Consider the following 24,462-nt stretch of genomic DNA (forward strand, 5'->3'; position numbering starts at 1 on the left):
TCAAGACGATACCTGTTCACGCAGGATCGACGCTGTGATTGACGCCATCAGATAAAGTCCCGCGAATATCAAGAACGCGAGCAACGTGTTTTCAAACGACCGTGGATAGGTCGGCTCGTCAGGTGCAACAGGACGCACACCAAGTTCCAGATAGCGTGTTTGCTTATTGGCCTCGATCCGCGCGGTTTCCAACTGCTGCAGCGATTGCTGCATTAAAGCGGTGCGTGTTTGCATGTTGGTTTGCGCGATCAGCAAACGCCCGCTGATCGACGCCAGCGACCCATTTTCGCCGCCCGTTTCAGTCAACCTGCCACGTAATTCGGCGATCAGCGTTTCAAGTCGGCCAATGTCACCGCGCAATCCATCGACCCGCGCTTTGTTGGGCCGTGTATTGTCCAAAAGCTGTTGCAAGGACAGGCGCTTTTCTTGCAGTTGGCTTTCGAAACCAGTGATCTGCGTCATCAAAGCTGACGCATCAGAGTTCGCATCGAAAACGCCCATATCCTCTTGCAGGCGCAACACTTCGGCTTGGGCGTCCAGCATGTCGCGTTCAGCTTTTTCATAGCTGGAAATAGCGCCCTCCATCTGATCTTCGCGCAGCCGTTGGGTCAGGTTGTCGACCCGTTCTTCGGCGTATGAGATCAAGACCTCGGAAAACTTGGCGCTTTGTTCTGGTGTTGGTGCAACCACCTCCATCTTGACGATGCCTTCGGTAGGGTCGAAGCCGATTTTCACGTTTTTCTTATAGAGTTTATATGCACCCTCATTGGTGGCATCTTCATCAAGGCGCTGGATCGCGTCTATGTTGGGATCGGAAAAGACCGACTTGTAACCGATGTCGCCGTCCAGCCTGAGCATCGCATCGCGCGAGGTCAGATAGCTTTGCACCGTAATGCTATCTTGCGAAGTCGCCAAGCCCGAGCCAGCAAACAGGCTGCCCAGTCCGCTGCCTGCTGCGCCATCTGCCTTCTGAATGACGAACTCTGTCTTGGTGGCATACATTGGGGTCGCGTATTTGTAGTAATAAACCCCCGCAACGATGGTCGGAAGAAAGACGAAAAACGCCAGACGCGCAAACAGCAGGCGCAGGTTTCTGCGGCGACGGCGCGCGATGTCCAGCTGGATTTCGCGGATTGACCGCGCGCGATCAGCCTCGTCATAAACATGGCTTGCGGGCAGCGGCGGCAACGTGCGCGTCTGCGGCAAGTTATCTGCCCCTTTGCCAGTGGTTCGCCCCCCGCCATCGGCACCCACAAGTTCCAGCATGTTCGAGCGTTTGAACGGGTCAATCCCCGCCTGACGGAGCTTGTGGACCGCATCAAAGTCGGACTCGACCGCTATGCCGTGTTTCTGTGCAACCCGTCGCGCCATTCTAAGCTGGCGGCCGGTCAAGCCCTCTTTCCGGATCGCCTCTATCACGGCAAGTTCATCTTCGTTGGTCTGGGCATGCCCTAGCTGACTTTTCGAGACGAAGCCTTCTTTGGGGAACCCATCCTCGGTTGCTGATTGAGCCAATTCCTCTAACGGATTTGGCGTGCGTTGGCTGGTCGCACTTTGCGCCACATCGGCCGTTGGTGTCGTTGAATTTGCGTCCTTGGCGGCGGCTTGTATCCGCTGGGCGAAAACGTCGTTTTCGGACTGGACGGACTGGACGGACTCCGGCTGCCGAGCCCGCGACGTTCGGCTGATGCGAAATTTCTTAGCCCTGGGTTTCGTAGTCATAAAGCCGTTTCGCTTCTTCCAAAGTTTCAAACATATAAAGCTGGCCATCCCGAAGGACCGCCGCCGACTGGCAGAACTTTTCAAGGGTCTGCGCCTGATGCGACACGATGATCACCGTTGAATTGGTCAGCCTGTCACGCAGCACGTCGCCTGCTTTGCGGTTAAACTGCGCATCCGTGCTTTGCGGCATACCCTCATCTATCAGATAAATGTCAAAGTCCAACGCTAGCAACAATGCGAAGGAAAAACGCGCCCGCATACCGGCGCTGTAAGTGGCCACAGGAAAATCAAAATACTCCTCGAGCTCGCAAAGCCACTGGGTGAATGCCTCGATATAGTCAGGATCAAGGCCATAGATTTTTGCGATGTAACGCGCGTTTTCCTTAGCCGACAGCTTTCCAACCACGCCGCCCATGAAGCCCAGCGGAAATGAAATCCTGCACCCGCGGCGAATTTCACCTTCGTCTGGCTTTTCAAGCCCCGCCATCATGTTGATCAGCGTTGTCTTGCCGGTGCCATTGGGCGCCAGAATGCCCAAGGAGTTTCCCAGCTCAACCCGAAAGGACACATCGTCCAGAATGACTTTGCGTTGTTGTCCCGTCCAGAAGGACTTACTGACATTGTCGAACTCGAGCATTTGGTGCTCCGGCACTGCTTTCGCCTGACATTTATAGACAAGCTTTCTTAACGTAGCGCTATAATCGCTTACTTAGGCATCATTATGTCGAAAACCACCCGCACATATCAATGATGTGCCTCTAATTGCGGGGAATTTTTCGGGAACTGATCCCTTAAAGTCGCGTGACGAAACGTCTGGGAGCGAGCCTAAGACACACTGAAATCCATGACCGGCCTTAGTGCTCTTGTTTCTGCACTTTAAGGCTTTTACCAGCCACAAGCGCCAGGAAAACCGCGCCGAAACTGAGCAAGGCTCCCATTTTCGCCGCATCCTGAACCGGCCCGGCGTTGAACGCCACCGAAGCGACGAAAAGCGACACGGTAAAGCCGATACCCGCAACGAACCCAATCACCATCAGATCAGAAAGACGCATACCGACTGGCAACCCTAGCCCCATTGGATAGGCCGCAAGCCACCCCATCAGGAAGATGCCTGCGGGCTTACCGATGACCAGACCCGCCAAAACCAGCCAAGTGGCCTCTGAGATGGCTGCGAATTCGACACCTGTATTCAGAAGCCCGAAGAAAAACAGTATGATGTTCACAGGAATGGCCAATCCGTGCTGCATTTGGTTCAAGGTGTCGCTCAAGTGCTTCTCGGCCTCGGCAAACAAGCCGAAAGCGCGGTCTGCGTGGGGAATAGCGGGGATGACCGGCAGCAGGCCCAGCGCCGGATGGATGCCGGCCCGCGCAAAACCATACCAGCTTAGACACCCGGCAATGGCATAAGGATACCACCCCAGCTTCTTGCGTACCCATGTCGAACGGTGGCGCAGTTGGTCGCCCCGATCCAGGCGCCGTGGAAGGAAGTTGACGAACAGAAACACCGCCGCAGACGCCACTACGGACAGCAGCAGCCAGATCGGTGCCAGTTCGCCCGTAGGAAAGAAGACCGCCAGAATAATCAAGCCCACCGCGTCATCGGCGATGGCCAGCAACAGCAAGAAGCGAACCGCCGGGTGGGCTGCACCAAAGACCAGACGGCCGACCAGATAGCTGAACGCGATGTCGGTCGCAGTTGGAACGGCCCAGCCGCGCGACACCGCATCAAATGTTGTCGAGCCAAGGAAGTACGCAATGCCAAGATACACCACGATCGGGCCCAAAATGCCGCCCGCAGTCGCAACAAGTGGGGTCGCCGACTTCTTGCCGCGTAATGATCCGCGTTCAAGGATCAGGGCTTCCCAGACTTCTTTACCAGCGATGGCAAAGAACAACGCCATCAACATATCATTGATAAGATAGTGAAACGTCACCACGTGTTCGATATCGCCATATTCGAAAATACGCCCGGCTTCGCCGTAGGTTTGTTCCCAATGTCCGATATCAACACCGATCCAATCATTGAACCACAGTGGGTAGTCGACGACCTGCCGATAGGACTGAGGATCAATGTTGGCCCAGATCAGTGCAAGCACCGCTCCACAAACCAGGAGGATTGAGTAGGTCGAGACAAAGTTCCATACGCGATACATAAGATGGCCCATCTGGTTCCCGTTCTACAAACAGGCCGCGCCCCAGCGATGAAAAAGCTGAGACGCGACCGTGTTGTTCGTTGGTCTCAGGAAATACTGCACCTGACGGAAAACGACAATGGTCGAGCTTGAAACACTGTCAGTGGACCTGATCAGGCGATGGCCCCCCAGCTTAGACCAGCCACGATTGCGCCAATGATTGCCAGCCCAAGATAGGCCGCAAAGACGCGTGGTTTGACCAGCGCCCAGACGGCCACAGCGGCGGGGATGCAACTGACGCCACCAGCAATCACAAAGGACATCGCGGCACCATTGGACATGCCCTGTTCAAGCAGCGCCGCCACCATCGGCACGGCGGCATAACCGTTCAAATAAGCTGGTGCGCCAACGATTGCGGCCAGCAAGACGGGCCCGATACCAGACCCACCCAGAACCTGCGCCACCAGATCGGCGGGTACATAGCGCAGCATCAACGCCTCGATCATATAGGCCAGAAGCAGCCATTTACCGAGGAACAGAAGGTTCTCAAACCCTGTTGTCCCGAAGGTTGTGCGGCGCGCCGGATCGCTCCAGAATTGCCAGTTGACCTCGCCCGAGTAGATGTCAGCACCCGATCCGGTGCCACAGCCCGACGAAGAACAGCACGCCGGGGCCGGTGCGTTCTTCAACGGATCGGCAAACAGGGCCGTGTGAGCCATTGCGCGGACCGTGAACCCACCGAAAAGGCCGATCGACACCGCCGCTATGGTCTTGGCCACGGCAAACCCCGTACCCAACGTGCCAGCCGTGATGGCGAACATTGCGGGGTCCATCAATGGCGAGGATAGCCAGAACGCCATGACGGCCCCCAAGGGCGCGCCGACAGCAAGCAGGGCGGCGATGAACGGGATAACCTCGCACGAGCAGAAGGGGGACAGGCCTCCTGCAAATGCGGCCAGCACGATCATGCGCACTTCGCGCCCCTCAAACGCGCGGGCCAGAAGGTTTTCCGCCCCCGTCGCCTTCAGGTATGCGACCGCTAGGATCGCAAACAGGATAAACGGGGCCGTGTGCATCAATGCGGTCAACGCAAATGTGATCATCGGCCAGACTTCGTCCGGCGCGAACAGGGCCAGAACGAGCGGGATCAGTAAGATCACGACCCATGCCTTATCAATTTTCCAGTTTCTTGAAGGCGGGTGCGATTGAGTTGTTTCAGCCATGATCGTGGCCCTTTCCGTCCGGGCAATCGGCACAGCATTCAGACAAAAGATAGTCAGACAGCGCGCACATAACCTCGTATTGGGCGGCCACACAGATGATATTGCGGCCTTGTTTTGACTGTGTCACCAGTCCCGCAGCGGCGAGGATTTTCATATGGTGCGTGAGCGTAGAGCCCGTGACCCCGCACCGTTCGCCCAACGCGCCAATGGGCAAACCTTCGGGGCCAGCCCGCACCAGGGCGCGCAGCACTGACAGGCGGTGTTCGGACCCAAGGGCTGCAAATTGCGATGCGGCAATGTCGAGGTTGAGTGGTTCAAGAGATTCGTATTTCATATTTCTAGAAATATAGAAATGAATAACCAAGGCAACACTTATTTCGACAAACTTCGAAATATTGCATGGGCGGCTGCCGGTCCCTAACTTGTGACCATGACCAATCTAGCCCGTGAAATCGATGCCTGCCGCCTATGTGCCGACCGCTTTGCCGCCACTGAAACACGTCACGCCCCGCGCCCGGTGGTCTGGTTCCAGCCCGCTGCGCGAGTGCGCATCATTGGGCAGGCACCGGGGATGCGGGTGCACAAATCGGGCCTGCCCTTTGACGATCCGTCCGGCGACCGTCTGCGCGACTGGATGGGCGTTGACCGGGAAACTTTCTATGACAAGACGCGCATCGCCATCACGCCGATGGGGTTCTGCTTTCCGGGTTATGACGCGAAGGGGTCCGACCTTCCGCCGCCCAAGATATGCGCCAAGACATGGGCCGACCGGGTGGATGCCACCCTTTCAGATGTGCCACTGACGCTTCTGGTCGGCGGCTATGCGCAGGCGCGCCATCTTGGACGCGGCAAGGGGGTGACGGCGACCGTTCAAGCTTGGCGCGATCATGCGCCACGGCTCTTTCCCTTGCCACATCCGTCGTGGCGCAATACGGGATGGCTGAAGAAAAACCCGTGGTTCGAAGCCAAGCTGTTACCGGTCTTACAAGCCCGCGTGGCAGAGATGTTGTCGCACCCGAGCGCAGAGGCCAAACTATGACCGAAACAACCCGCCTTGATGACGCCCACACCGCGATGCAGGCCGACCTGAACGATGACGCGGCGCGGCTTCGGTTCTATGAACGTCTGGCGGATGGCGAGTTGTTCCTGCTTTTGACTGAAGAGCCAGTTGGCAATGACATCACACCCGATATATTCGAATTGGAGGGCGCATCCTTTGTTCTGGTGTTCGACCGCGAAGATCGGCTGGCGGAATTCGTCGGCGCCCCTGCCCCCTATGCCGCCCTTCCGGGCCGCGTGATCGCAAGCATGTTGGCGGGTCAGAACATCGGCTTGGGGGTAAACCTTGGCGTGGCCCCATCCTCAATCCTGATCCCATCTGATGCGTTGGATTGGCTGGCGGACACGTTGAAATCCGGCCCCCAACAGGTCGAGGCGCGGATTGCAGAGGTGCACAGCCCATCCGCCCCCGAAACGCTGATCGCAGCGCTGGACGCCAAACTGGCAAGCGCGGGCGGATTGGCGAGCCACGCGTGTTTGGCTGGCGTGACGTATGCCGATGGGCGCAAAGGGCATCTGCTCGGGTTTATTGATGCAGTTGCGGGCGCCGAGAACGCGCTGGCGGGGGCTGCGAATGAGGCGCTAACCTTTTCGGGGCTTGATGCGGGCGAAATAGACGTGGGCTTCTTCGCGGGCAGCGATCAAGTAGGCGGTAAGCTGGCGGCATTGGGGGTGCGGTTTGATTTGCCTGCACCGCAAACTCCGCAGCGTTTGGCACCGGTTGCGCCGGGATCGGACCCTGAAAAGCCACCAATCCTGAAATAACCGCTAAGGCATTTCTACCTGCAACAAAAAGACAAAGCCCGCCAGACCACGCGGGGCCAGCGGGCTTTGGAACCTCGTCACAAAACCGTCAGCTCTTGGTTTTCTTTTTCTCAAGCGCGTCCAGACGGGCCTTCAGCGCTTCGTTTTCTTCGCGCGCCTTTTGGGCCATCGCCCGCACCGCGTCGAATTCTTCGCGGGTCACGAAATCACGATCCGCCAACCAGCGGTCCATCCAGCTTTTCATTGCTGTCTCAGCTTCGTCCTTCGCGCCCTGCGCCACGCCCATGGCGTTGGTCATCAGTTGGGACATATCGTCCAGAATTTTGTTCCGCGTCTGCATCGGCATCTCCTCGCTTGTTGTCCTCTATATGGGGATATCCGCGTGCAGAGACAAGGTTGACTTGCCCCGTCTGTCGGGGTCAGGAATGCGCCATGTTGTTAGCTATCCCATTTCCCGCCATATCGCCCGAGATCTTCTCGGTCGATATCGGCACTTTCACCTTCGCCCTGCGCTGGTATGCGCTGGGCTATCTGGCCGGTATTGCAATCGGTTGGTGGATCATCGCGCGCGCCATTGCAAAGCCTGCATTGTGGCGCGGCGACGCCCCGATGACGCGGCCGCAACTGGAAGACCTTGCCACATGGGCGATCGTCGGCATCGTTCTGGGCGGGCGGCTGGGTTACGTGCTATTCTATGATCCGGCGTATTTCATAGAAAACCCGCTGGACATCCTCAAGGTTTGGACGGGCGGAATGTCCTTTCACGGCGGGTTTCTTGGCATCATCGCCATCACGTGGCTGTTTGCGCGCAAGCATGGGATCGCGGTGGCTAAACTTGCTGACCTCATGGCCATCGCCGCACCAATTGGCATCGGTCTGGTGCGCGTGACGAACTTCATCAATGCCGAGCTTTGGGGCCGCCCAACCACGGCCCCCTGGGGCGTGATCTTTCCCGGCGACGCCGCGCAGACCTGCCCCGCTTGGGACGCCGCCCTTGGGGCCTGCGCCCGCCATCCCAGCCAACTGTACGAGGCTATTCTGGAGGGGCTGGTGTTGGCCGCAATCCTTCTGACCCTCGCGTTCCGGCGCGGGTGGTTGAAACGGCCGGGGATGCTGACAGGGCTGTTTTTCCTTGGCTACGGGCTGGCCCGATTCACGGTCGAGTTTTTCCGGCAGGCGGATGCGCAGTTCATCACGTTCGACAACCCGTTGGGTCATGTGATCCAGTTTGGCAACTGGGGACTGACGATGGGGCAGACACTGACGCTGCCGATGATCGCCATCGGGATCGTCACCTTGGTCTGGGCCGCGCAGCGCACACCAAGAACAAGTGCGCCATGACCCCGCTTGCCGAGATATTGGTCCGCCGGATTGCGGCCACTGGCCCGATCTCGATCGCCGATTACATGGCCGAATGCCTGATGCACCCCACCCACGGGTATTACACCACCCGCGACCCGCTGGGCGCCAAAGGTGATTTCACCACCGCGCCAGAAATCAGCCAGATGTTTGGCGAAATGCTGGGGTTGGCCTTGGCGCAGGCGTGGCTGGATCAGGGCGCGCCCGCATCATTTACACTGGCCGAGCTTGGGCCGGGACGCGGCACGCTGATGGCCGATATCCTGCGCGCCACCAAGGGGGGCACGGGGTTTCACGCGGCGGCAAAGCTTCATCTGGTTGAAATGTCTCCGGTGTTGAGGGCCGCGCAAACCACAGCCCTTGCCCCACACGCGATCACCCATCACGACACCATCGCCTCCCTGCCCGATGCCCCTCTGTTTCTTGTGGCAAACGAGTTCTTCGACGCCCTGCCCATCCACCAGTTCCAACGCGACGGGGCGGGCTGGCGCGAACGTCAGGTCGGACTAGACGACGGCAAGCTGACAGTCGGAACGACCGCGCCCCTGCCCGTGCGCGACCTTGCGTTTCGCCTGGAAGACACACGCGATGGCGACGTGGTCGAACTGTGCCCGGCCGCCACCGCCATCCTTGGCGAGATTGCAGCGCGGATTGACGCCCATGGCGGCGCGGCACTGATCATTGACTATGGCGACTGGCGGTCGCTAGGCGACACGTTGCAGGCCGTCGCCACGCATGATCACGTTGACCCGTTCACTGCCCCCGGCGCGGCGGACTTGACCGTACATGTAGATTTCGAGGCGCTGGTGCGCGCGGCCCAGCCACTGTCGCCGCACCTACTGGCCCCCCAAGGCATATTCCTTGAACGGCTGGGCATCACACAGCGCGCACAGACTTTAGCCTCAAACCTCAGCGGCGATGCGCTTGACGCCCATATCAAGGCACACCGACGCTTGACGCACCCCGATGAAATGGGGACGCTCTTTAAAGTGCTGGGTCTGACTCGCGTAGATGCGCCCGATCTGCCCGGCCTCACCCGTAATTTGCCCAATGCTGACCCCGCATGACCCTTGAAATCATCACCGCAGACGCCCTTGCACCGTTGAAACACGGGTTCTTCACCCGTCGGGGGGGCGCGTCTTCGGGTGTCTATGCTGGCTTGAATTGCGGCACGGGCAGTCAGGATCAATCCGAACTGGTCTTGATCAACCGCGACCGCGTGGCCAGCGCGATGGGGGTGGACGGCGACAGGTTGTGTGGCGTCCATCAAGTGCATTCGCCCGATGTGGTGGTGGTGGACGGACCGATTAACGGCGAAAACCCCAAGGCGGATGCGCTGGTCACAGCCACGCCCGGCCTTGCCCTGACGATCCTAACCGCAGATTGCCAGCCGGTTCTTTTTGCCGACCACACTGCGGGCGTCATCGGCGCGGCCCATGCTGGTTGGAAAGGCGCAGTTAACGGCGTGCTGGAGGCGACAGTGGACGCCATGTTCGCCTTGGGTGCCACACGCGAAAATATCACCGCCATTATCGGCCCAACAATCAGCCAGCGCGCCTATGAGGTCGGCCCAGAATTCTTCGACAGTTTCATGGACGAAAACCCAGACTATGGCCGCTTTTTCGCGGGCGGCGAAGGCGATCGGCCGATGTTTGACTTGCCAAGCTTCGGCCTTCATCGGCTGCGCGAAGCTGGCGTCGGTCACGCAGAATGGGTGCGCCACTGCACCTATTCAGACCCTGACCGCTTCTATTCCTACCGTCGCAGCTGCCACCGCAAAGAATCAGATTATGGGCGTTTGATCTCGGCCATTCGCCTGTAAGACCCCGCAGAAACAACAAAGCCGCCCATCTGGCGGCCTTGGGGGTCATTTCAGCGAAGCGCGATAGTTAGTGCGCTTCACCCATCCGCGCTTCCAAAATATCAAAGGGCACGCCCGGTTCGTCCTTCGCGCCGCGAATGACCAGAGAGGTTTTCACGGACGCCACATTTTCCGCCGCTGTCAGCTCTTCAGTCAGGAAAGTCTGGAAGGTCGACAGATCAGGCGCCACGCATTTCAAAACAAAATCCACCTCGCCGTTCAGCATGTGGCATTCCCGAACCAGCGACCAGCCGCGACACTGGTTTTCGAAAGCGGATAAATCAGCTTCGGCTTGGCTGACAAGCCCGACCATGGCAAACACTTGCACCTCGAACCCAAGGGCGCGCGCGTCGACATCGGCGTGGTAGCCGCGGATCAATCCCTGCTCCTCCAACGTGCGAACACGCCGCAGACAAGGCGGGGCCGAGATGCCCACCCGTTTTGCCAGCTCGACATTCGTCATGCGACCATCCGCCTGCAGTTCGGCAAGAATCATGCGATCAATTGGGTCAAGTTTGCTTACAGACATTGATGAACCTTTTCAGGAGGGCGCACTGATCCCGGAAGAACCAGACTTGTCATTGGAAATTGCGCAGAGATTACCGCTGGCCGATCAAATACGCAACAATCTTTCGCCATTGCGCAACATAATTTCTAAACCAACCCGCAGAGTCAAAGCAAAGTCACAAACATTTCTGTTCGCACACGGGCTTTCCACCAGCGGCAGGTCACCTTATATGCGTTGAGAACCCTGAATGCTCAAGGAAATCCGCATGTCCGAAACTCGCAATACCAAAGTCCTTATCATCGGCTCCGGCCCGGCTGGCTACACCGCTGCCGTTTACGCATCGCGTGCCATGTTGGAGCCGATCCTTGTTCAGGGGATGGAGCCCGGCGGTCAGTTGACCACAACCACCGAAGTCGAAAACTGGCCCGGAGAGACTGAGATCCAAGGCCCTGACCTAATGGTCAAGATGGAAGCGCACGCGTCGGCAGTGGGCACCGAGGTCATTGGCGACCTGATCACTGATCTGGACCTTTCCGAACGCCCGTTCACCGCAACAGGCGACAGCGGCACGATCTATAAGGCCGATGCGGTCATTCTGGCGACTGGTGCGCGCGCCAAATGGTTGGGGCTGGACAGTGAAGAGAAGTTCAAAGGCTTCGGCGTATCAGCCTGCGCCACCTGCGACGGTTTCTTCTATCGTGGGCAGGAAATCGTCGTTATCGGTGGCGGCAACACGGCGGTAGAAGAAGCGCTGTTTCTGACAAACTTCGCGTCGAAAGTCACGCTGGTCCATCGCCGTGACGAGTTGCGCGCTGAAAAAATCCTGATCAACCGGCTGATGAAGAACGAGAAAATAGTCACGCTCTGGGATCACACGCTGGAAGAGGTTGTCGGCGACGAAAACCCGTTGGGCGTAACAGGCGTGCGCGTTAAGCATGTGAAAACCGGCGAGATGACGGAAATACCCGCCAAGGGCGTCTTTATCGCCATCGGCCACGCCCCCGCCAACGAACTGGTCAAAGACGTGCTGGAAACCCATATGGGCGGCTATGTGGTGACCAAACCGGATTCGACCGCCACATCAATCCCGGGCGTCTTTGCAGCAGGCGACTTGACCGACCACAAATATCGGCAGGCGGTCACGAGTGCAGGCATGGGCTGCATGGCCGCACTGGAAGCCGAGCATTTTCTGGCTGAACAAGAGTGACATTTGCGGGTCACGTGACCCATCTGACAGGGCGCTTTTGGCGCGCCGCGTTTCTGGGGCAGGAAGATCGGCTTCTTTCCCCGGCTCGCGCCACCAACGGGCGCTGGCATCACAGCAGCCAACCTGCCCTTTACCTGTCCGACGCACCGGAGGGCTGTAAAGTTGCGGTGAAAGCCTGTTTGCAACCAAACGACACGCCCCGCGGCATCTTTCCGCTTGACGTCGCGGACGCGCGGATCATCGACCTGCGCGACCCTTCCACGCGCGCTGCCGTTGGCACAAGCCTGAACGAAATGCATGTGTTTTGGGCCGACCTGAACGCGCACGGCATCCACCCCCCGACATGGGGCGTCAGCGATCAGGTTCGCGACAAGGGGTTTGACGGGTTGCTCACGCCGTCACGCGGCCGAACTGACCTGACCCACCTGACATTGTTTCGCTGGAACGATGCCAACGCGCCAACTGTACCGCCCGCGGGCAACCCGGAAATTTGGAACCCACAAACCATCACCTAGCAAGGAAACGGGTCTTCATTGGCGCGAATTGATAGGCAAAATAGCCGCATTTCGCCGTTAAAGCGTAAAATGCCACTGCGCGTGCTTGAAACAGGCCCCTTTTCGGGTCTAAACGCCCGCTAACCCGGACGTGGTCCGTTATACTCATTTTGGTAAAGGTCAATTGCATGGAATTGTCGAACCTCGCTCCCATTCCGGAGCTTTATGTCTCGTACGAAAGCGCTCAGAAGCTTAAGGCTGATGCAGTCGATTTGATCAGCCACGATCTGACCCCACGCCAGACCTGTGATCTTGAACTGCTGATGAATGGTGGGTTCAACCCTCTTAAAGGTTTCCTGTCCGAAGCGGACTATAATGGTGTTGTAGAAGACTTGCGGCTGGCTGATGGCACGCTGTGGCCGATGCCGATCACGCTGGACGTTTCGGAAGACTTCGCGGATACAATAGAGCTGGGTCAAGACATCGCCTTGCGCGATCAGGAAGGCGTGATTCTGGCCACGATGACCGTCACCGATCGTTGGGAACCGAACAAGGCCCGCGAAGCCGAAAAGGTATTTGGTGCAGACGACGACACGCACCCTGCGGTGAACTATTTGCATAACGTCGCTGGCAAGATCTATCTGGGTGGCCCGATTGTCGGCATTCAGCAGCCCATCCACTACGATTTCCGTGGCCGCCGTGACACGCCGAACGAACTGCGCGCCTATTTCCGCAAGCTGGGCTGGCGTCGCATCGTGGCGTTCCAGACCCGCAACCCGCTGCACCGTGCGCATCAGGAACTGACCTTCCGCGCCGCGAAGGAAGCACAGGCCAACCTGCTAATTCATCCCGTCGTTGGCATGACCAAGCCGGGCGACATCGACCACTTCACCCGCGTGCGCTGCTACGAGGCGGTGCTGGATCAATACCCCGCCGCCACCACAACGATGAGCCTTCTGAACCTAGCCATGCGCATGGCCGGCCCGCGTGAAGCGGTTTGGCACGGTTTGATCCGCAAAAACCACGGCTGCACCCATTTCATTGTTGGTCGCGACCATGCTGGCCCCGGCAAAAACGCAGCTGGTGAAGATTTCTATGGCCCCTATGACGCCCAAGACCTGTTCCGCAAGCATCAGGACGAAATGGGTATCGAAATGGTCGACTTCAAACACATGGTCTATGTGCAGGACCGCGCACAGTACGAACCGGCGGACGAGATTTTAGACAAGGACGACGTGACGATCCTGAATATCTCGGGCACCGAGCTGCGCCGCCGCCTGTCGGAAGGTCTGGAAATCCCGGAATGGTTCAGCTTCCCCGCCGTTGTCGAAGAACTACGCAAGACCAAACCACCGCGCGCCGAACAAGGGTTCACCGTGTTCTTCACCGGCTTTTCCGGCTCGGGCAAATCGACCATCGCGAACGCTTTGATGGTCAAGCTGATGGAAATGGGTGGCCGCCCCGTCACCCTGCTTGATGGCGACATCGTGCGTAAGAATCTGTCAAGCGAGCTTGGCTTCTCAAAAGAACACCGCGACCTGAACATCCGCCGCATTGGGTATGTCGCGTCTGAAATCACCAAGAACGGCGGCATCGCCATCTGCGCACCGATCGCGCCCTATGCCACGACCCGCCGCGCGGTTCGCGAAGATATTGAGTCATTCGGCGCGTTTGTCGAAGTGCATGTCGCCACCTCGATCGAAGAATGCGAACGCCGTGACCGCAAAGGGCTGTATAAACTGGCGCGCGAAGGCAAGATTAAAGAGTTCACGGGCATTTCGGACCCCTACGATGTTCCGAAAAACCCCGAACTCAGAGTTGAGACCGAAAATGTGGACGTGGACAACTGCGCCCACCAGGTTCTGTTGAAGCTCGAAAACATGGGCTTGATCCGGGGCTGACACCACCCAACAAATAAGCAAAAACCCGGGGCATTCCCCGGGTTTCTTCATTGGATCAGTGGCTCAGCATGGCTTAGTGGATCGACACCGGCGAGAAATCGTTCTGTCGGGCCAGCGAATAGGCCAATTCACGATCAACGACCAAGGCCAGTTGTTCTCCATCTTCGCGGTGCACGGCATAAAGCGTATCGGCACCGTCTGCTTGCGCGCGGGCTTCGTCCTGTATGGCATCTGGCAGGTCATCAATCGCGACCGCCTTCACATAGACAATATTGCCAGTTTCGAATTGTCCAAAAGATATTTTATGGTTCATTTGCTCACCCCTTCTTGATCTGGATGGTCTGCACAAGACGCTCGGGTTCGGCGCGTTCTAGGTCAATGTGCAGAAGCCCATTTTCGGTCTTCGCCCCTTTAACATCGACACCATCGGCCAGAACGAAGCTTTTCATAAACTGGCGCGCTGCAATGCCGCGATGCAGGAACACGCGATCTGGCCCGAGGTTGCCTTGCGACCCACGGATCACTAGCTTTGCGTTCTCGACTGTGATCGACAGGTCATCATCGGCAAACCCGGCCACCGCAAGCGTGATGCGATAGGTAAGGTCGCTAACCTGTTCGATATTGAAGGGGGGATAGCCATCCTTGCCGGTTTTCGCGGCCTGTTCGACCATGCGTTCAAGCTGTTCAAACCCCAGCAGGAAGGGATGCGTTCCCAAATTCATCTTTGTCATCGACACGTCCTTAAAGAAGCGACACGTTTGAGGGCCCCAAATTTGGCGACCGTGTGGAAGATATGGGGGCTGTCAGCACCCCTTGCAAGAGGCGCCTTTTTCTTGGCCTTGGGGCGCGCTTGGCGTTAAGCTGTGGATGCACGAGCAAAAAAGAATGACCCCATAGATGAGCAACGCCAAAGAGATGAAAACCGAAGATGTGCTTCGGGTGGAGCTAGAGGTTTTCCGCGCCGAACATCGCGATCTGGACCACGCGATTCATGCGCTGGAAGAAAGCGGCCATGCTGACCCATTGCGTCTTAGACGTCTGAAGAAGCAGAAGCTTGCATTGAAAGACAAGATTGCCCGGATCGAAGACAAACTGACGCCGGATATCATTGCCTGATTGCATCACGGCCCCATCCCCTTATAAAGCGGGCTTCCAAGACGCGAGGTCACCATGACAGATGTAAAAGTCGGGATCATTATGGGCAGCCAGTCCGACTGGCTCACGATGAAAGAAGCCGCCACAATTCTTGACGAGCTGGGCATCGGCTATGAGGCGAAAATCGTCTCGGCCCACCGTACGCCGGATCGACTGTGGACTTACGGCAAGACCGCCGCGGAACGTGGGCTTCACGTGATTATCGCTGGCGCAGGTGGGGCCGCGCATCTTCCCGGGATGATGGCCTCCAAAACCCGCGTGCCTGTTGTCGGCGTGCCTGTGCAGACCCGCGCATTGTCGGGTGTCGATAGCCTTTATTCCATCGTGCAAATGCCGAAGGGTTTTCCGGTCGCCACCATGGCCATCGGCGCAGCGGGAGCTGCCAATGCAGGCTTGATGGCTGCAGGTATCCTTGCGGTGTCAGATCCGGCACTTGCGAAGCGGCTGGATGCTTGGCGCGACGCCCTGTCAGCCTCGATTCCGGACGAGCCATCAGATGACTGAGCCCCTTTCCCCCGGCGCAACGATTGGTATCCTTGGCGGTGGCCAACTTGGCCGTATGCTGTCGGTTGCGGCCTCTCGCCTTGGTTTCAAAACCCACATTTTTGAGCCGGGCACCAACCCGCCCGCCGGTCAGGTGGCAGACCGTATCACCACGGCAGGTTACGACGACACTGCGGCGCTTGCAGCATTCGCCGCCTCGGTCGATGTGATCACCTACGAGTTTGAGAATATCCCCACCGCCGCACTGGACGCGTTGGAGCAGCACCGGCCCATTCGGCCCGGTCGCGAATCGCTGCGGGTCAGTCAGGACCGGTTGACCGAAAAGGACTTCTTGTCTCGCCTTGGAATTGCGGTCGCACCCTATAAAAACGTCGAAACTCTTGATGACCTGCAAAACGCGATCAATCTGATCGGCACGCCGTCCATTCTGAAGACCCGTCGTTTCGGATATGATGGAAAAGGACAAGCCCGGATCATGTCGCCTGATCAGATCGACACGGCCTTTTCCGACATGCAGGGTGCACCGTCCGTGCTGGAAGGGTTTGTCGATTTCACCCACGAAGTCAGCGTGATTGCCGCCCGCAGTATCAACGGTGATATCGCCTGCTTTGACCCGGGCGAAAACGTGCACAAGGATGGCATCCTTGCGACCACAACCGTCCCCGCACGTTTGACGAGTGCCCAGCGCACAGATGCGGTTCTATTGGCCGCTAAGGTTCTGAATGCGCTTGGCTATGTTGGCGTCATGGGGGTCGAGCTTTTCGTTACATCGCAAGGGCTTATCATCAACGAGATTGCCCCACGCGTGCACAATTCAGGCCATTGGACCCAGCAAGGCTGCACCGTTGATCAGTTTGAACAACACATCCGGGCCGTCGTCGGTTGGCCGCTGGGGGATGGGTCGCGCTATGCGGATGTGGTGATGGAAAACCTGATCGGTGACGACATGGCACGGGTGCCCGAAATCGCACACGAAGCCAACGCGTCACTGCACCTGTATGGTAAAGCCGAGGTGAAACCGGGGCGCAAGATGGGGCATGTGAACCGGGTGACATCGACCCTGAAATAGCACCTTTCCAACATCACTGGCCTGATCCTCGCCCTGCGGACGACTGGGTTGTTGTCAACTAAGTGCAAGAGCCTGCGCCCACAATCGGGCCTGCGCATTGGCGCAACCGAAGCGCACACCTCGGATCAGGTAATCTTAACACTAAATATGACCCAAAAAAGTGTTCCATCCCCTAAGTTTTGTGGCTAAAGAACATCTGTCTTGTTAATTGTTCAGTTGGTGGATCAGTAAGTTGCCATATTTCAGCACACGCAAAATTTTCGCCTGTCTTTCCCTGCTTCTGGCGTCCGAGACTGCCCTTGCTGGCAGCCTGTCCGACCCGGTCATTGATGCCCCAGTCGAGGTGATCATCGCCGACGATCAACCCTATTGGGAAGGGGCTTATATCGGGGCCACGCTTGGTTACAATTTCAGCGGCGGTGATCGAATTGGTGTGACCCAAACCTCTGGCCCTAACCTCACGCTAGGGCAGTATGACAACAGCGGCTGGGCGGGCAGTTTGCGCGCAGGCTACCGCTGGCAGTTGGATCGGTGGATATTTGGCCCGGAGATCGCTGTAGAAGGCGGAAAAGTCGAGGATAGTTTCACTTCAGCTGGCTATAGTGGCACGACCAAATTGAACCACGCGCTGTCATTGCGCCTGAAGGCCGGCTACGTTTGGCCCGTTCTGAATTCGATTGTGTATGGTACCGTCGGCCTGTCGCGCGCTGAACTTGATTATAGCGTGACCGGGTCCGGGTCATCTGGTGCCATTGCCATTGACGACACCTATGCCAGTAACGGCTACATCCTGGGCTTCGGGATTGAACAGCCATTGACGGAGCGCCTGTCGGTCACCGGCGAATACGAATATATGAACTATGGCAAGGACACGCTGTCAGACGGGCTGGGCAACAGCACGATCGCCACGCCGCTGTTTCATTCGGTCAAGGTCGGCCTGAACCTGCGGTTCTGACGATCCAGTTTGCCCGTTTCGTGCTTAGGCCCTGCGGCGGAACGGACGCAGGAACGCGCCCAGTATCAGCGACACCAACAGCCAACCGCCCACAAAGCCGATCCCAGCGCACAGCAGGCCGTCGGCCGTTACCGGGATCGCTGGCCGGAAATCGTCCCATGTTCGTTTGACCAGGTCCGTTTCGCGGAAATGCCATACCTTTGCCAGCCGTGCCAAGGGCTCGGTGCCTTTCAGCGACGTATAGGCGGCGTCCAGACGCTCAAATCGCTTGAAGTTAACTTGCATCTGGTCGCGCAGGTTATTCTGGAAATCCGACCCGCCCATTTCCTCAAGCGCCTCGTCACGGGTATAACCAGCGGCTTTGGCGGTCAGGTCGAACCCTGTGGTGACAACTTTCAACTCGGTTCGCGCACCTGCAAGCCGCTGCATATATTGCTGCGAAAACTCAGGGAATTGGCTTAGTGCCACTGCCCCTGAAAGCCCGCCGATCATCGCCAATGCCCGGATCATATGCGTTTCCCGCTCGTTTGCTCTTTGCCTACAGACTCCCAAAGGGAGATAGCGAGGTCAAGGGGAGCCGCAAATTGCTTCGCGAGATCAGGAACGGCGCACCCTATGGCGCGCCGCTGAAACGGGTTCATCAATCAGGCTCAGAGCCCGCGCACATGGTGCGGCTTGAAAATCGCCATCACCTTGGCAATCGCGGCCTCGGGCGTCAGTTCTTCGCTTTCCCCGGTGCGGCGGCTGGTCAGTTCGACCACACCGTTTTTCAACCCGCGCGGCCCAACGGTGATGCGCCATGGCAGCCCGATCAGGTCCATCGTCGCAAATTTGCCGCCCGCCCGTTCGTTTCGGTCATCGTATAACGGCTCCAGCCCTGCATTGGTGAGCTGCTCGTACAGCGCCTCGCAGGCCGCGTCGGCCTCGTCGTCGCCCTGCTTCAGGTTGACGATCCCACAGTGGAACGGCGTCACGCCTTCGGGCCAGATGATGCCCTTGTCGTCATGGCTGGCTTCAATGATCGCGCCCAACAGGCGGCTGACGCCAATCCCGTGCGAGCCCATATGGACGGGCACTTGTTTCTGGTCCTTGTCGACGACCGTCGCGCCCAGCTTGTCCGAATAGGTGGTGCCGAAATAGAAGATCTGCCCCACTTCGATCCCGCGCGCCACGCGGCGACGGTCTTCGGGCACCTTGTCAAATTCTGCCGCATCATGGGTTTCATCCGTGCGGGCATAACGCGAGGTGAATTCGTCCATCACGCCCTGACACTGCGCCACGTTATCAAAGTCGATATCGCGGTCGCCAAAGGTCAGGTCGGTGACTTCGCTGTCATAGAACACTTCGCTTTCCCCGGTTTCGGCCAACACAAGGAATTCGTGGGTATAGTCGCCGCCAATCGGGCCTGAATCCGCGCGCATCGGAATGGCTTGCAGCCCCATCCGTTCATAAGTGCGCAGATAGCTGACCAGATGACGGTTATAGGCGTGCAACGCATCCTCTTTCGTCAGGTCGAAATTGTAGCCGTCCTTCATATAGAACTCGCGCCCCCTCATCACGCCGAAACGCGGGCGGATTTCGTCGCGGAACTTCCACTGGATTTGATACAGCGTCAGCGGCAGGTCTTTGTAGGAATTCACATGAGCGCGGAAGATGTCGGTGACCATCTCTTCTGCGGTGGGCGAAAACAGCATGTCGCGACCGTGACGGTCCTGCATCCGCAGCATTTCCTCGCCATAGCCGTCATACCGACCGCTTTCACGCCACAGATCGGCAGATTGGATGGTCGGCATTTGCATCGGGATATGACCGGCGCGCATCTGTTCCTCGTGCACGATGTTTTCGATCTTGCGCAGAACTTTGAAACCCAGCGGAAGCCAGGAATAAATCCCTGCGGATTGCTGTTTGATCATCCCCGCACGCAGCATATAGCGGTGCGAGACGATCTGCGCCTCTGACGGGGTTTCTTTCAACACGGGCAGGAAATAGCGGGACAGGCGCATGTGGACCTCTGTTCAATCGCGAAAACGTCCCAAGCGGTCTATGACATCGTGGCGTGCGGGGCAATCGCGCATTGATCGAAACACGCGGTTTCACCGGTCCGGCGCGCTCAATGCGTCATAGGCGCTTAAATCGAACCACCAATGCCGATGGTCAGCTTCGTTTCGGTATGCGGTCGGACCTTGCCGTCCTCGTAAACAACGCCCGCCCCGGCTTCGCCTGAATAGGTAAGGCCCGGCTCGCGAGGTTCGTATTTATGGCCCGTGCAGCCGGCAAGCAAAACACAAGCAAGGCTGGTCGCAAGAATAATGCGCATTTTTGGTCCCCTCGGCATGCCGGAAAATGCCCGGCCTCAACAATAATCCCTGCGGATGGCGGCATGGGCAAGGGCAAACTTCAGGTCTCGGCGGTATGCGGCCGCATCAGGCCAGCCCTTGAAAAGCGATGGAACCTGAGCGACATAGGAACCATCACCATCCGGAGCGCGCATGTCCCTACCCGTTCAGACCCAAGCCAAATACTGGTCCATCGCCATCGCCATATCAGCGCTGGCCCTGTGGTATCTTGGTGATGTGATCATGCCCTTCATCTTGGGCGGCGCCATTGCCTATTTTCTGGATCCCATCGCTGATCGCCTTGAAAACATGGGGCTTTCGCGCGCTGTCGCCACGGCCATCATCTCGGTCCTTACGATCTTGGTTTTCGTGGTCGCGGTCTTGCTGGTGGTGCCGACGCTGGTGTCGCAGGCCGTGGCGCTGGCCGATGCAGCACCTGACCTGTTTCGCCAGTTGCAAGGGTTTCTGACCGAAAAATTTCCATCTCTGATCGACCAGGACTCGACCCTGCGCCAATCGCTCGAAAGCCTGGGCAAGACCATTCAGGAACGCGGAGGAGAGCTTGTCGGCACGGTCCTAAGCTCGGCTATGGGCGTACTGAACATCGTGATCTTGCTGGTGGTGACCCCTGTTGTGGCGTTCTACATGCTGCTTGATTGGGACCGGATGGTGGCCAAAATAGACGCGCTGCTGCCGCTTGATCACCGTCCCGCCATCCGTCAGATCGCATCCGATATCGACCACACGCTGGCAAGCTTTGTGCGTGGGCAAGGGACGGTCTGCCTTGTTCTTGGCACCTATTATGCGGTTGCCCTGATGCTGATTGGCCTGCAATTTGGGTTGGTTGTTGGGTTCATCGCCGGGCTGATCACCTTCATCCCTTATGTCGGCGCTATTGTCGGCGGTGCCTTGGCCATCGGGCTGGGCCTGTTTCAGTTCTGGGGCGAATGGTGGAGCCTTGGAGCCGTCGCCGTCATCTTTTTGGTGGGCCAGTTCTTTGAAGGCAACATCTTGACCCCAAAACTGGTTGGCAGTTCGGTTGGGCTGCATCCGGTTTGGTTAATGTTGGCGCTGTCCGTGTTCGGATATCTGTTTGGCTTCGTCGGCATGTTGGTGGCCGTGCCCGTGGCGGCGTCTTTCGGTGTCGTCGCACGGTTCTTCATCGGCAAGTATCAAGAGGGGCGGCTTTACAAAGGGTTGACCAGCCAACAAGTCATCGACGAAAGCGACGCGGAGTAATGGCCGAGCAACTGACCTTCGACCTGCCCGCCCATGCGGCGCAGGGTCTGGATGACTTTCTTGTCACCCCATCGAATATGGCGGCAATGGCCGCCATCGAAGGTTGGCACGCCTGGCCCAACCAAAAACTGGTGCTGGTCGGCGCGCATGGCACCGGGAAAACCCATTTGACCCATGTCTGGGCAGCTCTATCGTCGGCCCAGATCGTCGATACGGCAGCCCTTGTGCAGGCCGACATTCAGGCTTTCGCGGGGGCAAACGTTGCTGTTGAGGATGCCGAAAAAATCGCGGGCGACGCCGCCGCCGAAGCCGCCTTGTTTCATTTGCACAATCTGGTTCTGGCCGAAGGCGGCGCGCTGCTGGTCACTGCAAATGCGGCCCCATCGCGTTGGGGCATAGGCTTGCCCGATCTGAAAAGCCGGATGGAGGGCACGACGCTTGCCCGGCTGGATGCGCCCGACGACATGCTGCTGTCAGCAGTGCTGGTCAAACTGTTTGACGACCGTCAGATTGCGGTTCCGGCCAACCTGATTGATTATGTTCTGCCCCGTATGGATCGATCGCTTGCCGCCGCAGCGCAATTGGTCGCACAGTTGGACCGCGCCGCCCTTTCCGAAGGTCGCCCCCTGACGCGCAACCTTGCTGCACGCGTTCTGGACAAAGACTTGGGATCAGGGACATAACGTCACCTTCCCGTCGCTCACCAGCGTGATAGAGTGTCGCCATGAACAAGACAAATACGCCCCAAATCCCGCTCGCTGACTTCCTTGCCTCGGGCTTTCCCGCCGCGCAAGATCTTCCCACCGAAGAATACGAAGGACCTCGGCGGTTCTTCAATCGTGAGCTCAGCTGGCTTGGCTTCAACTGGCGTGTTCTGGAAGAAGCCGAAAACCCGCGCGTGCCGTTGCTGGAACGGTTGCGCTTTCTGTCGATCTCAGCTGCTAATCTGGACGAATTTTATACGGTCCGCGTGGCCGGTCTGCGCGAACTGGCCCGCGAAGGGGTGACAACGCCCGCGGCTGACGGTCTGAACCCGACCGAGCAGTTGAAGCTGATCAACTCGGACGCCCGCGCCCTAATGGCACGCCAGCAAGGCGTCTTTGAGTTACTAGCCGCCGAAATGCAGGGCCAAGACATCACCATTTGTCGTCGCGAGGACCTGACCGAAGCCGACCGCGCGCGTCTGGACCAAGTCTTTCTGAGCCAGGTCTTTCCGGTGTTGTCCCCGCTGGCCATCGACCCGGCGCACCCGTTTCCGTTCATTCCGAACACTGGCTACACGCTTGCCCTGGAGCTTGAGCGCAAGAAGGACAAGCAGAAACTGAAAGCCCTGCTGCCCATTCCGCAACAGATTGATCGCTTCGTGCCCCTGCCCGCACAAGACGGTCAGTTCCGCTTTCTGCCGCTGGAAGATTTGCTGCTGGAACATCTCGGCTCGTTGTTTCCCGGATATGTCGAAAAAGGCAGCTGCGCCTTCCGCATCCTGCGCGACAGCGATCTAGAAGTGGAAGATGAAGCCGAGGATTTGGTGCGCGAGTTTGAAACCGCCCTGAAACGCCGCCGCCGGGGCGAGGTGGTACGCATGAAGATCACCAAGGATGCGCCGTCAAGCCTGTTGTCTATGATCACGCGCGAGCTGAAAGTCTCGGATGACGAGATTGTTGAAGTGGACGGTATGATCGGCATGGCCGACCTGAGCCAGCTTGTGCTGAAAGAACGCCCCGACCTTCTGTGGCCCAGCTTCTCGCCCCGCGTGCCGGAGCGTGTGCAGGACCACGACGGCGACATGTTCGCCGCGATCCGCCAGAAAGACATGTTGCTGCACCACCCGTACGAGACGTTCGATATGGTGGTCCGCTTCCTGCATCTGGCCGCGCGCGACCCGAATGTGGTTGCCATCAAACAGACGCTTTATCGCACATCGCTGGACAGCCCAATTGTAACCGAGCTGTGTGAAGCGGCAGAGGACGGGAAATCTGTTACCGCGCTGGTCGAGCTGAAGGCCCGCTTTGACGAGGCCGCAAATATTCGCCAGTCCCGTCGACTGGAACGGGCCGGTGCGCATGTGGTATATGGGTTCATTAACTATAAAACCCATGCCAAAATCTCGACAGTTGTGCGCCGTGAAGGCGATGAGTTGGTGACCTATACCCATTACGGCACAGGAAACTACCACCCTATCACCGCGCGCATCTATACCGATCTTAGCCTGTTTACCTGTGATGCAGCGCTGGGGCGGGATGCAACGCGGGTCTTCAACTATCTGTCTGGATACGCGGAACCTCAATCCCTTGAAAATCTTGCCATTTCCCCGCTGGATTTGAAAGAGACACTGATTGCGCGCATCGACTCCGAGGCCGAATTTGCCAAAGAAGGCAAGCCTGCCGAGATTTGGGCCAAGATGAATTCGCTGGTCGAACCGGACGTGATCGACGCGCTTTATGCGGCGTCGCAGGCAGGTGTAAAAATCAGCCTTGTCGTGCGCGGCATCTGTGGCTTGCGCCCCGGCATCAAGGGCCTGTCTGAAAACATCCGCGTGAAGTCCATCGTTGGTCGCTTTCTTGAACATTCGCGCATCGTCTGTTTCGGCAACGGCTATGGCCTTCCATCGAAAAAGGCGCGGGTTTACATGTCGTCTGCCGACTGGATGGGGCGCAACCTGAACCGTCGTGTTGAAACATTGGTCGAAATCCAGAACCCCACCGTTAAGGCGCAGATCGTCAGTCAAGTGATGGCTGCAAATCTTGCTGATGTCGCCCAAAGTTGGGTGATGCAGCCAGATGGTAGCTTCCAGCGCGCCGACCTCAGTGCGGTTGACCGCCCATTCAACTGCCACCGGTTCTTCATGGAAAACCCATCGCTTTCGGGTCGCGGTTCTGCTGGGGCGGCTGACGTACCGGAATTGGCGCATTCACAAGATTGATCGCAGGCAACCGCCCGGCTAGACTGACACCACCAGATGGGGGATATTCT

At 58.1% G+C, this 24,462-nt stretch carries 27 protein-coding genes; 15 read left to right on the forward strand and 12 right to left on the reverse strand.

The genetic code is table 11. From position 1 onward, the window contains the following. The 5 genes from MUY35_RS15215 to MUY35_RS15235 all read right to left on the reverse strand — a co-directional run bounded on the left by MUY35_RS15215 (position 1) and on the right by MUY35_RS15235 (position 5,411). The gene (locus MUY35_RS15215) at positions 1–1,722 is read right to left on the reverse strand and encodes a capsule biosynthesis protein (RefSeq protein WP_248370033.1); all 1,722 of its coding nucleotides are present in this window, start codon (positions 1,720–1,722) and stop codon (positions 1–3) included. Further along, complete coding sequence (locus tag MUY35_RS15220; protein WP_248370034.1) at positions 1,700–2,359, reverse strand: ATP-binding cassette domain-containing protein; 660 nt, start codon at positions 2,357–2,359, stop codon at positions 1,700–1,702. The genes MUY35_RS15215 and MUY35_RS15220 overlap by 23 nt, the downstream gene beginning before the upstream one ends. Positions 2,360–2,576: 217 nt before the next feature. Beyond that, positions 2,577–3,875 (reverse strand): Na+/H+ antiporter NhaA, encoded by a 1,299-nt coding sequence (locus MUY35_RS15225; protein WP_248370136.1) that lies wholly within the window; start codon positions 3,873–3,875, stop codon positions 2,577–2,579. Between the two features lie 152 nt (positions 3,876–4,027). Then, positions 4,028–5,077: a permease gene (locus MUY35_RS15230; protein ID WP_248370035.1), complete on the reverse strand. Its 1,050-nt coding sequence runs from the start codon at positions 5,075–5,077 to the stop codon at positions 4,028–4,030. Continuing rightward, positions 5,070–5,411, reverse strand: coding sequence for a metalloregulator ArsR/SmtB family transcription factor (locus MUY35_RS15235; protein WP_248370036.1), 342 nt, complete (start codon positions 5,409–5,411; stop codon positions 5,070–5,072). The genes MUY35_RS15230 and MUY35_RS15235 overlap by 8 nt, the downstream gene beginning before the upstream one ends. 96 nt (positions 5,412–5,507) lie before the next feature. On the opposite strand from MUY35_RS15235, the gene MUY35_RS15240 reads away from it, so the two are divergent. Together MUY35_RS15240 and MUY35_RS15245 are read left to right on the forward strand one after the other, a co-directional pair. Beyond that, positions 5,508–6,116, forward strand: coding sequence for a uracil-DNA glycosylase family protein (locus tag MUY35_RS15240; protein ID WP_248370037.1), 609 nt, complete (start codon positions 5,508–5,510; stop codon positions 6,114–6,116). Continuing rightward, a complete protein-coding gene (locus tag MUY35_RS15245) occupies positions 6,113–6,901 on the forward strand; it encodes an SseB family protein (RefSeq protein ID WP_248370038.1) in 789 nt (262 codons plus the stop codon). The genes MUY35_RS15240 and MUY35_RS15245 overlap by 4 nt, the downstream gene beginning before the upstream one ends. Positions 6,902–6,989: 88 nt before the next feature. On the opposite strand, the gene MUY35_RS15250 is transcribed toward MUY35_RS15245, so the two are convergent. Continuing rightward, complete coding sequence (locus MUY35_RS15250) at positions 6,990–7,241, reverse strand: accessory factor UbiK family protein (protein WP_248370039.1); 252 nt, start codon at positions 7,239–7,241, stop codon at positions 6,990–6,992. Positions 7,242–7,333: 92 nt separating this feature from the next. Between MUY35_RS15250 and lgt the strand changes: the two genes are divergently transcribed. From lgt to pgeF, 3 genes are read left to right on the forward strand one after another with little or no spacing between them, the layout of a single operon-like run. Continuing rightward, the gene (gene lgt, locus MUY35_RS15255; RefSeq protein WP_248370040.1) at positions 7,334–8,242 is read left to right on the forward strand and encodes a prolipoprotein diacylglyceryl transferase; all 909 of its coding nucleotides are present in this window, start codon (positions 7,334–7,336) and stop codon (positions 8,240–8,242) included. Continuing rightward, positions 8,239–9,327: an SAM-dependent methyltransferase gene (locus tag MUY35_RS15260; RefSeq protein ID WP_248370041.1), complete on the forward strand. Its 1,089-nt coding sequence runs from the start codon at positions 8,239–8,241 to the stop codon at positions 9,325–9,327. Before lgt ends, MUY35_RS15260 begins: the two co-directional genes overlap by 4 nt. Next, a complete protein-coding gene (pgeF, locus tag MUY35_RS15265) occupies positions 9,324–10,082 on the forward strand; it encodes a peptidoglycan editing factor PgeF (RefSeq protein WP_248370042.1) in 759 nt (252 codons plus the stop codon). Before MUY35_RS15260 ends, pgeF begins: the two co-directional genes overlap by 4 nt. 67 nt (positions 10,083–10,149) lie before the next feature. Here the strand turns inward: pgeF and MUY35_RS15270 are convergent, their stop codons facing one another. After that, positions 10,150–10,650 carry an Lrp/AsnC family transcriptional regulator gene (locus tag MUY35_RS15270; protein ID WP_248370043.1) on the reverse strand — a complete coding sequence of 167 codons (501 nt, stop codon included), beginning with the start codon at positions 10,648–10,650 and terminating at the stop codon, positions 10,150–10,152. Between the two features lie 244 nt (positions 10,651–10,894). Here MUY35_RS15270 and trxB point away from each other — a divergent pair, with 244 nt between their 5' ends. From trxB to MUY35_RS15285, 3 genes are all read left to right on the forward strand, one after another. Then, positions 10,895–11,836, forward strand: coding sequence for a thioredoxin-disulfide reductase (gene trxB / locus MUY35_RS15275; protein WP_248370044.1), 942 nt, complete (start codon positions 10,895–10,897; stop codon positions 11,834–11,836). Between the two features lie 14 nt (positions 11,837–11,850). Next, on the forward strand, positions 11,851–12,351 hold the full coding sequence (locus tag MUY35_RS15280) for an RES family NAD+ phosphorylase (RefSeq protein WP_248370045.1): 501 nt from the start codon (positions 11,851–11,853) through the stop codon (positions 12,349–12,351). A 167-nt stretch (positions 12,352–12,518) separates the two neighbouring features. After that, entirely contained in the window at positions 12,519–14,231 is a 1,713-nt protein-coding gene (locus MUY35_RS15285; protein WP_248370046.1) for a bifunctional sulfate adenylyltransferase/adenylylsulfate kinase, read from the forward strand. Positions 14,232–14,304: 73 nt separating this feature from the next. Here the strand turns inward: MUY35_RS15285 and MUY35_RS15290 are convergent, their stop codons facing one another. Both MUY35_RS15290 and MUY35_RS15295 read right to left on the reverse strand, forming a co-directional pair. Beyond that, on the reverse strand, positions 14,305–14,544 hold the full coding sequence (locus MUY35_RS15290) for a DUF1150 family protein (RefSeq protein WP_248370047.1): 240 nt from the start codon (positions 14,542–14,544) through the stop codon (positions 14,305–14,307). A gap of 4 nt (positions 14,545–14,548) precedes the next feature. Next, positions 14,549–14,962: an Hsp20 family protein gene (locus tag MUY35_RS15295; protein WP_248370048.1), complete on the reverse strand. Its 414-nt coding sequence runs from the start codon at positions 14,960–14,962 to the stop codon at positions 14,549–14,551. Between the two features lie 166 nt (positions 14,963–15,128). Between MUY35_RS15295 and MUY35_RS15300 the strand changes: the two genes are divergently transcribed. The 4 genes from MUY35_RS15300 (at position 15,129) to MUY35_RS15315 (ending at position 17,914) form a co-directional block, all read left to right on the forward strand. Further along, on the forward strand, positions 15,129–15,347 hold the full coding sequence (locus MUY35_RS15300; protein WP_248370049.1) for a DUF465 domain-containing protein: 219 nt from the start codon (positions 15,129–15,131) through the stop codon (positions 15,345–15,347). A 54-nt stretch (positions 15,348–15,401) separates the two neighbouring features. Then, entirely contained in the window at positions 15,402–15,890 is a 489-nt protein-coding gene (gene purE / locus MUY35_RS15305) for a 5-(carboxyamino)imidazole ribonucleotide mutase (RefSeq protein ID WP_248370050.1), read from the forward strand. After that, positions 15,883–16,959 carry a 5-(carboxyamino)imidazole ribonucleotide synthase gene (locus tag MUY35_RS15310; RefSeq protein WP_248370051.1) on the forward strand — a complete coding sequence of 359 codons (1,077 nt, stop codon included), beginning with the start codon at positions 15,883–15,885 and terminating at the stop codon, positions 16,957–16,959. The genes purE and MUY35_RS15310 overlap by 8 nt, the downstream gene beginning before the upstream one ends. Positions 16,960–17,191: 232 nt before the next feature. Continuing rightward, positions 17,192–17,914, forward strand: coding sequence for an outer membrane beta-barrel protein (locus tag MUY35_RS15315; RefSeq protein ID WP_248370052.1), 723 nt, complete (start codon positions 17,192–17,194; stop codon positions 17,912–17,914). A 24-nt stretch (positions 17,915–17,938) separates the two neighbouring features. On the opposite strand, the gene MUY35_RS15320 is transcribed toward MUY35_RS15315, so the two are convergent. The 3 genes from MUY35_RS15320 to MUY35_RS15330 form a co-directional block, all read right to left on the reverse strand. Further along, positions 17,939–18,424, reverse strand: a complete 486-nt coding sequence (locus tag MUY35_RS15320; RefSeq protein WP_248370053.1) for a DUF2937 family protein — start codon at positions 18,422–18,424, stop codon at positions 17,939–17,941. Between the two features lie 140 nt (positions 18,425–18,564). Then, positions 18,565–19,917 (reverse strand): proline--tRNA ligase, encoded by a 1,353-nt coding sequence (gene proS, locus MUY35_RS15325; RefSeq protein ID WP_248370054.1) that lies wholly within the window; start codon positions 19,915–19,917, stop codon positions 18,565–18,567. Positions 19,918–20,042: 125 nt separating this feature from the next. Beyond that, the gene (locus MUY35_RS15330) at positions 20,043–20,231 is read right to left on the reverse strand and encodes a hypothetical protein (RefSeq protein ID WP_248370055.1); all 189 of its coding nucleotides are present in this window, start codon (positions 20,229–20,231) and stop codon (positions 20,043–20,045) included. 172 nt (positions 20,232–20,403) lie between these two features. On the opposite strand from MUY35_RS15330, the gene MUY35_RS15335 reads away from it, so the two are divergent. The 3 genes from MUY35_RS15335 to MUY35_RS15345 are packed head-to-tail and all read left to right on the forward strand — an operon-like array spanning position 20,404 to position 24,412. Beyond that, positions 20,404–21,489: an AI-2E family transporter gene (locus MUY35_RS15335; protein ID WP_248370056.1), complete on the forward strand. Its 1,086-nt coding sequence runs from the start codon at positions 20,404–20,406 to the stop codon at positions 21,487–21,489. Then, positions 21,489–22,172, forward strand: coding sequence for a DnaA/Hda family protein (locus MUY35_RS15340; protein ID WP_248370057.1), 684 nt, complete (start codon positions 21,489–21,491; stop codon positions 22,170–22,172). The genes MUY35_RS15335 and MUY35_RS15340 overlap by 1 nt, the downstream gene beginning before the upstream one ends. Before the next feature lie 41 nt (positions 22,173–22,213). Then, a complete protein-coding gene (locus MUY35_RS15345) occupies positions 22,214–24,412 on the forward strand; it encodes an RNA degradosome polyphosphate kinase (protein ID WP_248370058.1) in 2,199 nt (732 codons plus the stop codon). Positions 24,413–24,462 lie beyond the last annotated feature (50 nt).

Source organism: Aliiroseovarius sp. S1339, assembly GCF_023195695.1.
In the GTDB taxonomy this organism is placed as follows: domain Bacteria; phylum Pseudomonadota; class Alphaproteobacteria; order Rhodobacterales; family Rhodobacteraceae; genus Aliiroseovarius.

Excerpts from the sequence above, each read along its gene's own strand:
- MUY35_RS15215 (WP_248370033.1), bottom strand. The coding sequence starts at position 1,722 with ATGACTACGAAACCCAGGGCTAAGAAATTTCGCATCAGCCGAACGTCG.
- MUY35_RS15220 (WP_248370034.1), bottom strand. The coding sequence starts at position 2,359 with ATGCTCGAGTTCGACAATGTCAGTAAGTCCTTCTGGACGGGACAACAA.
- MUY35_RS15225 (WP_248370136.1), bottom strand. The coding sequence starts at position 3,875 with ATGTATCGCGTATGGAACTTTGTCTCGACCTACTCAATCCTCCTGGTT.
- MUY35_RS15230 (WP_248370035.1), bottom strand. The coding sequence starts at position 5,077 with ATGGCTGAAACAACTCAATCGCACCCGCCTTCAAGAAACTGGAAAATT.
- MUY35_RS15235 (WP_248370036.1), bottom strand. The coding sequence starts at position 5,411 with ATGAAATACGAATCTCTTGAACCACTCAACCTCGACATTGCCGCATCG.
- MUY35_RS15240 (WP_248370037.1), top strand. The coding sequence starts at position 5,508 with ATGACCAATCTAGCCCGTGAAATCGATGCCTGCCGCCTATGTGCCGAC.
- MUY35_RS15245 (WP_248370038.1), top strand. The coding sequence starts at position 6,113 with ATGACCGAAACAACCCGCCTTGATGACGCCCACACCGCGATGCAGGCC.
- MUY35_RS15250 (WP_248370039.1), bottom strand. The coding sequence starts at position 7,241 with ATGCAGACGCGGAACAAAATTCTGGACGATATGTCCCAACTGATGACC.
- lgt (WP_248370040.1), top strand. The coding sequence starts at position 7,334 with ATGTTGTTAGCTATCCCATTTCCCGCCATATCGCCCGAGATCTTCTCG.
- MUY35_RS15260 (WP_248370041.1), top strand. The coding sequence starts at position 8,239 with ATGACCCCGCTTGCCGAGATATTGGTCCGCCGGATTGCGGCCACTGGC.
- pgeF (WP_248370042.1), top strand. The coding sequence starts at position 9,324 with ATGACCCTTGAAATCATCACCGCAGACGCCCTTGCACCGTTGAAACAC.
- MUY35_RS15270 (WP_248370043.1), bottom strand. The coding sequence starts at position 10,650 with ATGTCTGTAAGCAAACTTGACCCAATTGATCGCATGATTCTTGCCGAA.
- trxB (WP_248370044.1), top strand. The coding sequence starts at position 10,895 with ATGTCCGAAACTCGCAATACCAAAGTCCTTATCATCGGCTCCGGCCCG.
- MUY35_RS15285 (WP_248370046.1), top strand. The coding sequence starts at position 12,519 with ATGGAATTGTCGAACCTCGCTCCCATTCCGGAGCTTTATGTCTCGTAC.
- MUY35_RS15290 (WP_248370047.1), bottom strand. The coding sequence starts at position 14,544 with ATGAACCATAAAATATCTTTTGGACAATTCGAAACTGGCAATATTGTC.
- MUY35_RS15295 (WP_248370048.1), bottom strand. The coding sequence starts at position 14,962 with ATGACAAAGATGAATTTGGGAACGCATCCCTTCCTGCTGGGGTTTGAA.
- MUY35_RS15300 (WP_248370049.1), top strand. The coding sequence starts at position 15,129 with ATGAGCAACGCCAAAGAGATGAAAACCGAAGATGTGCTTCGGGTGGAG.
- purE (WP_248370050.1), top strand. The coding sequence starts at position 15,402 with ATGACAGATGTAAAAGTCGGGATCATTATGGGCAGCCAGTCCGACTGG.
- MUY35_RS15310 (WP_248370051.1), top strand. The coding sequence starts at position 15,883 with ATGACTGAGCCCCTTTCCCCCGGCGCAACGATTGGTATCCTTGGCGGT.
- MUY35_RS15320 (WP_248370053.1), bottom strand. The coding sequence starts at position 18,424 with ATGATCCGGGCATTGGCGATGATCGGCGGGCTTTCAGGGGCAGTGGCA.
- proS (WP_248370054.1), bottom strand. The coding sequence starts at position 19,917 with ATGCGCCTGTCCCGCTATTTCCTGCCCGTGTTGAAAGAAACCCCGTCA.
- MUY35_RS15330 (WP_248370055.1), bottom strand. The coding sequence starts at position 20,231 with ATGCGCATTATTCTTGCGACCAGCCTTGCTTGTGTTTTGCTTGCCGGC.
- MUY35_RS15335 (WP_248370056.1), top strand. The coding sequence starts at position 20,404 with ATGTCCCTACCCGTTCAGACCCAAGCCAAATACTGGTCCATCGCCATC.
- MUY35_RS15340 (WP_248370057.1), top strand. The coding sequence starts at position 21,489 with ATGGCCGAGCAACTGACCTTCGACCTGCCCGCCCATGCGGCGCAGGGT.
- MUY35_RS15345 (WP_248370058.1), top strand. The coding sequence starts at position 22,214 with ATGAACAAGACAAATACGCCCCAAATCCCGCTCGCTGACTTCCTTGCC.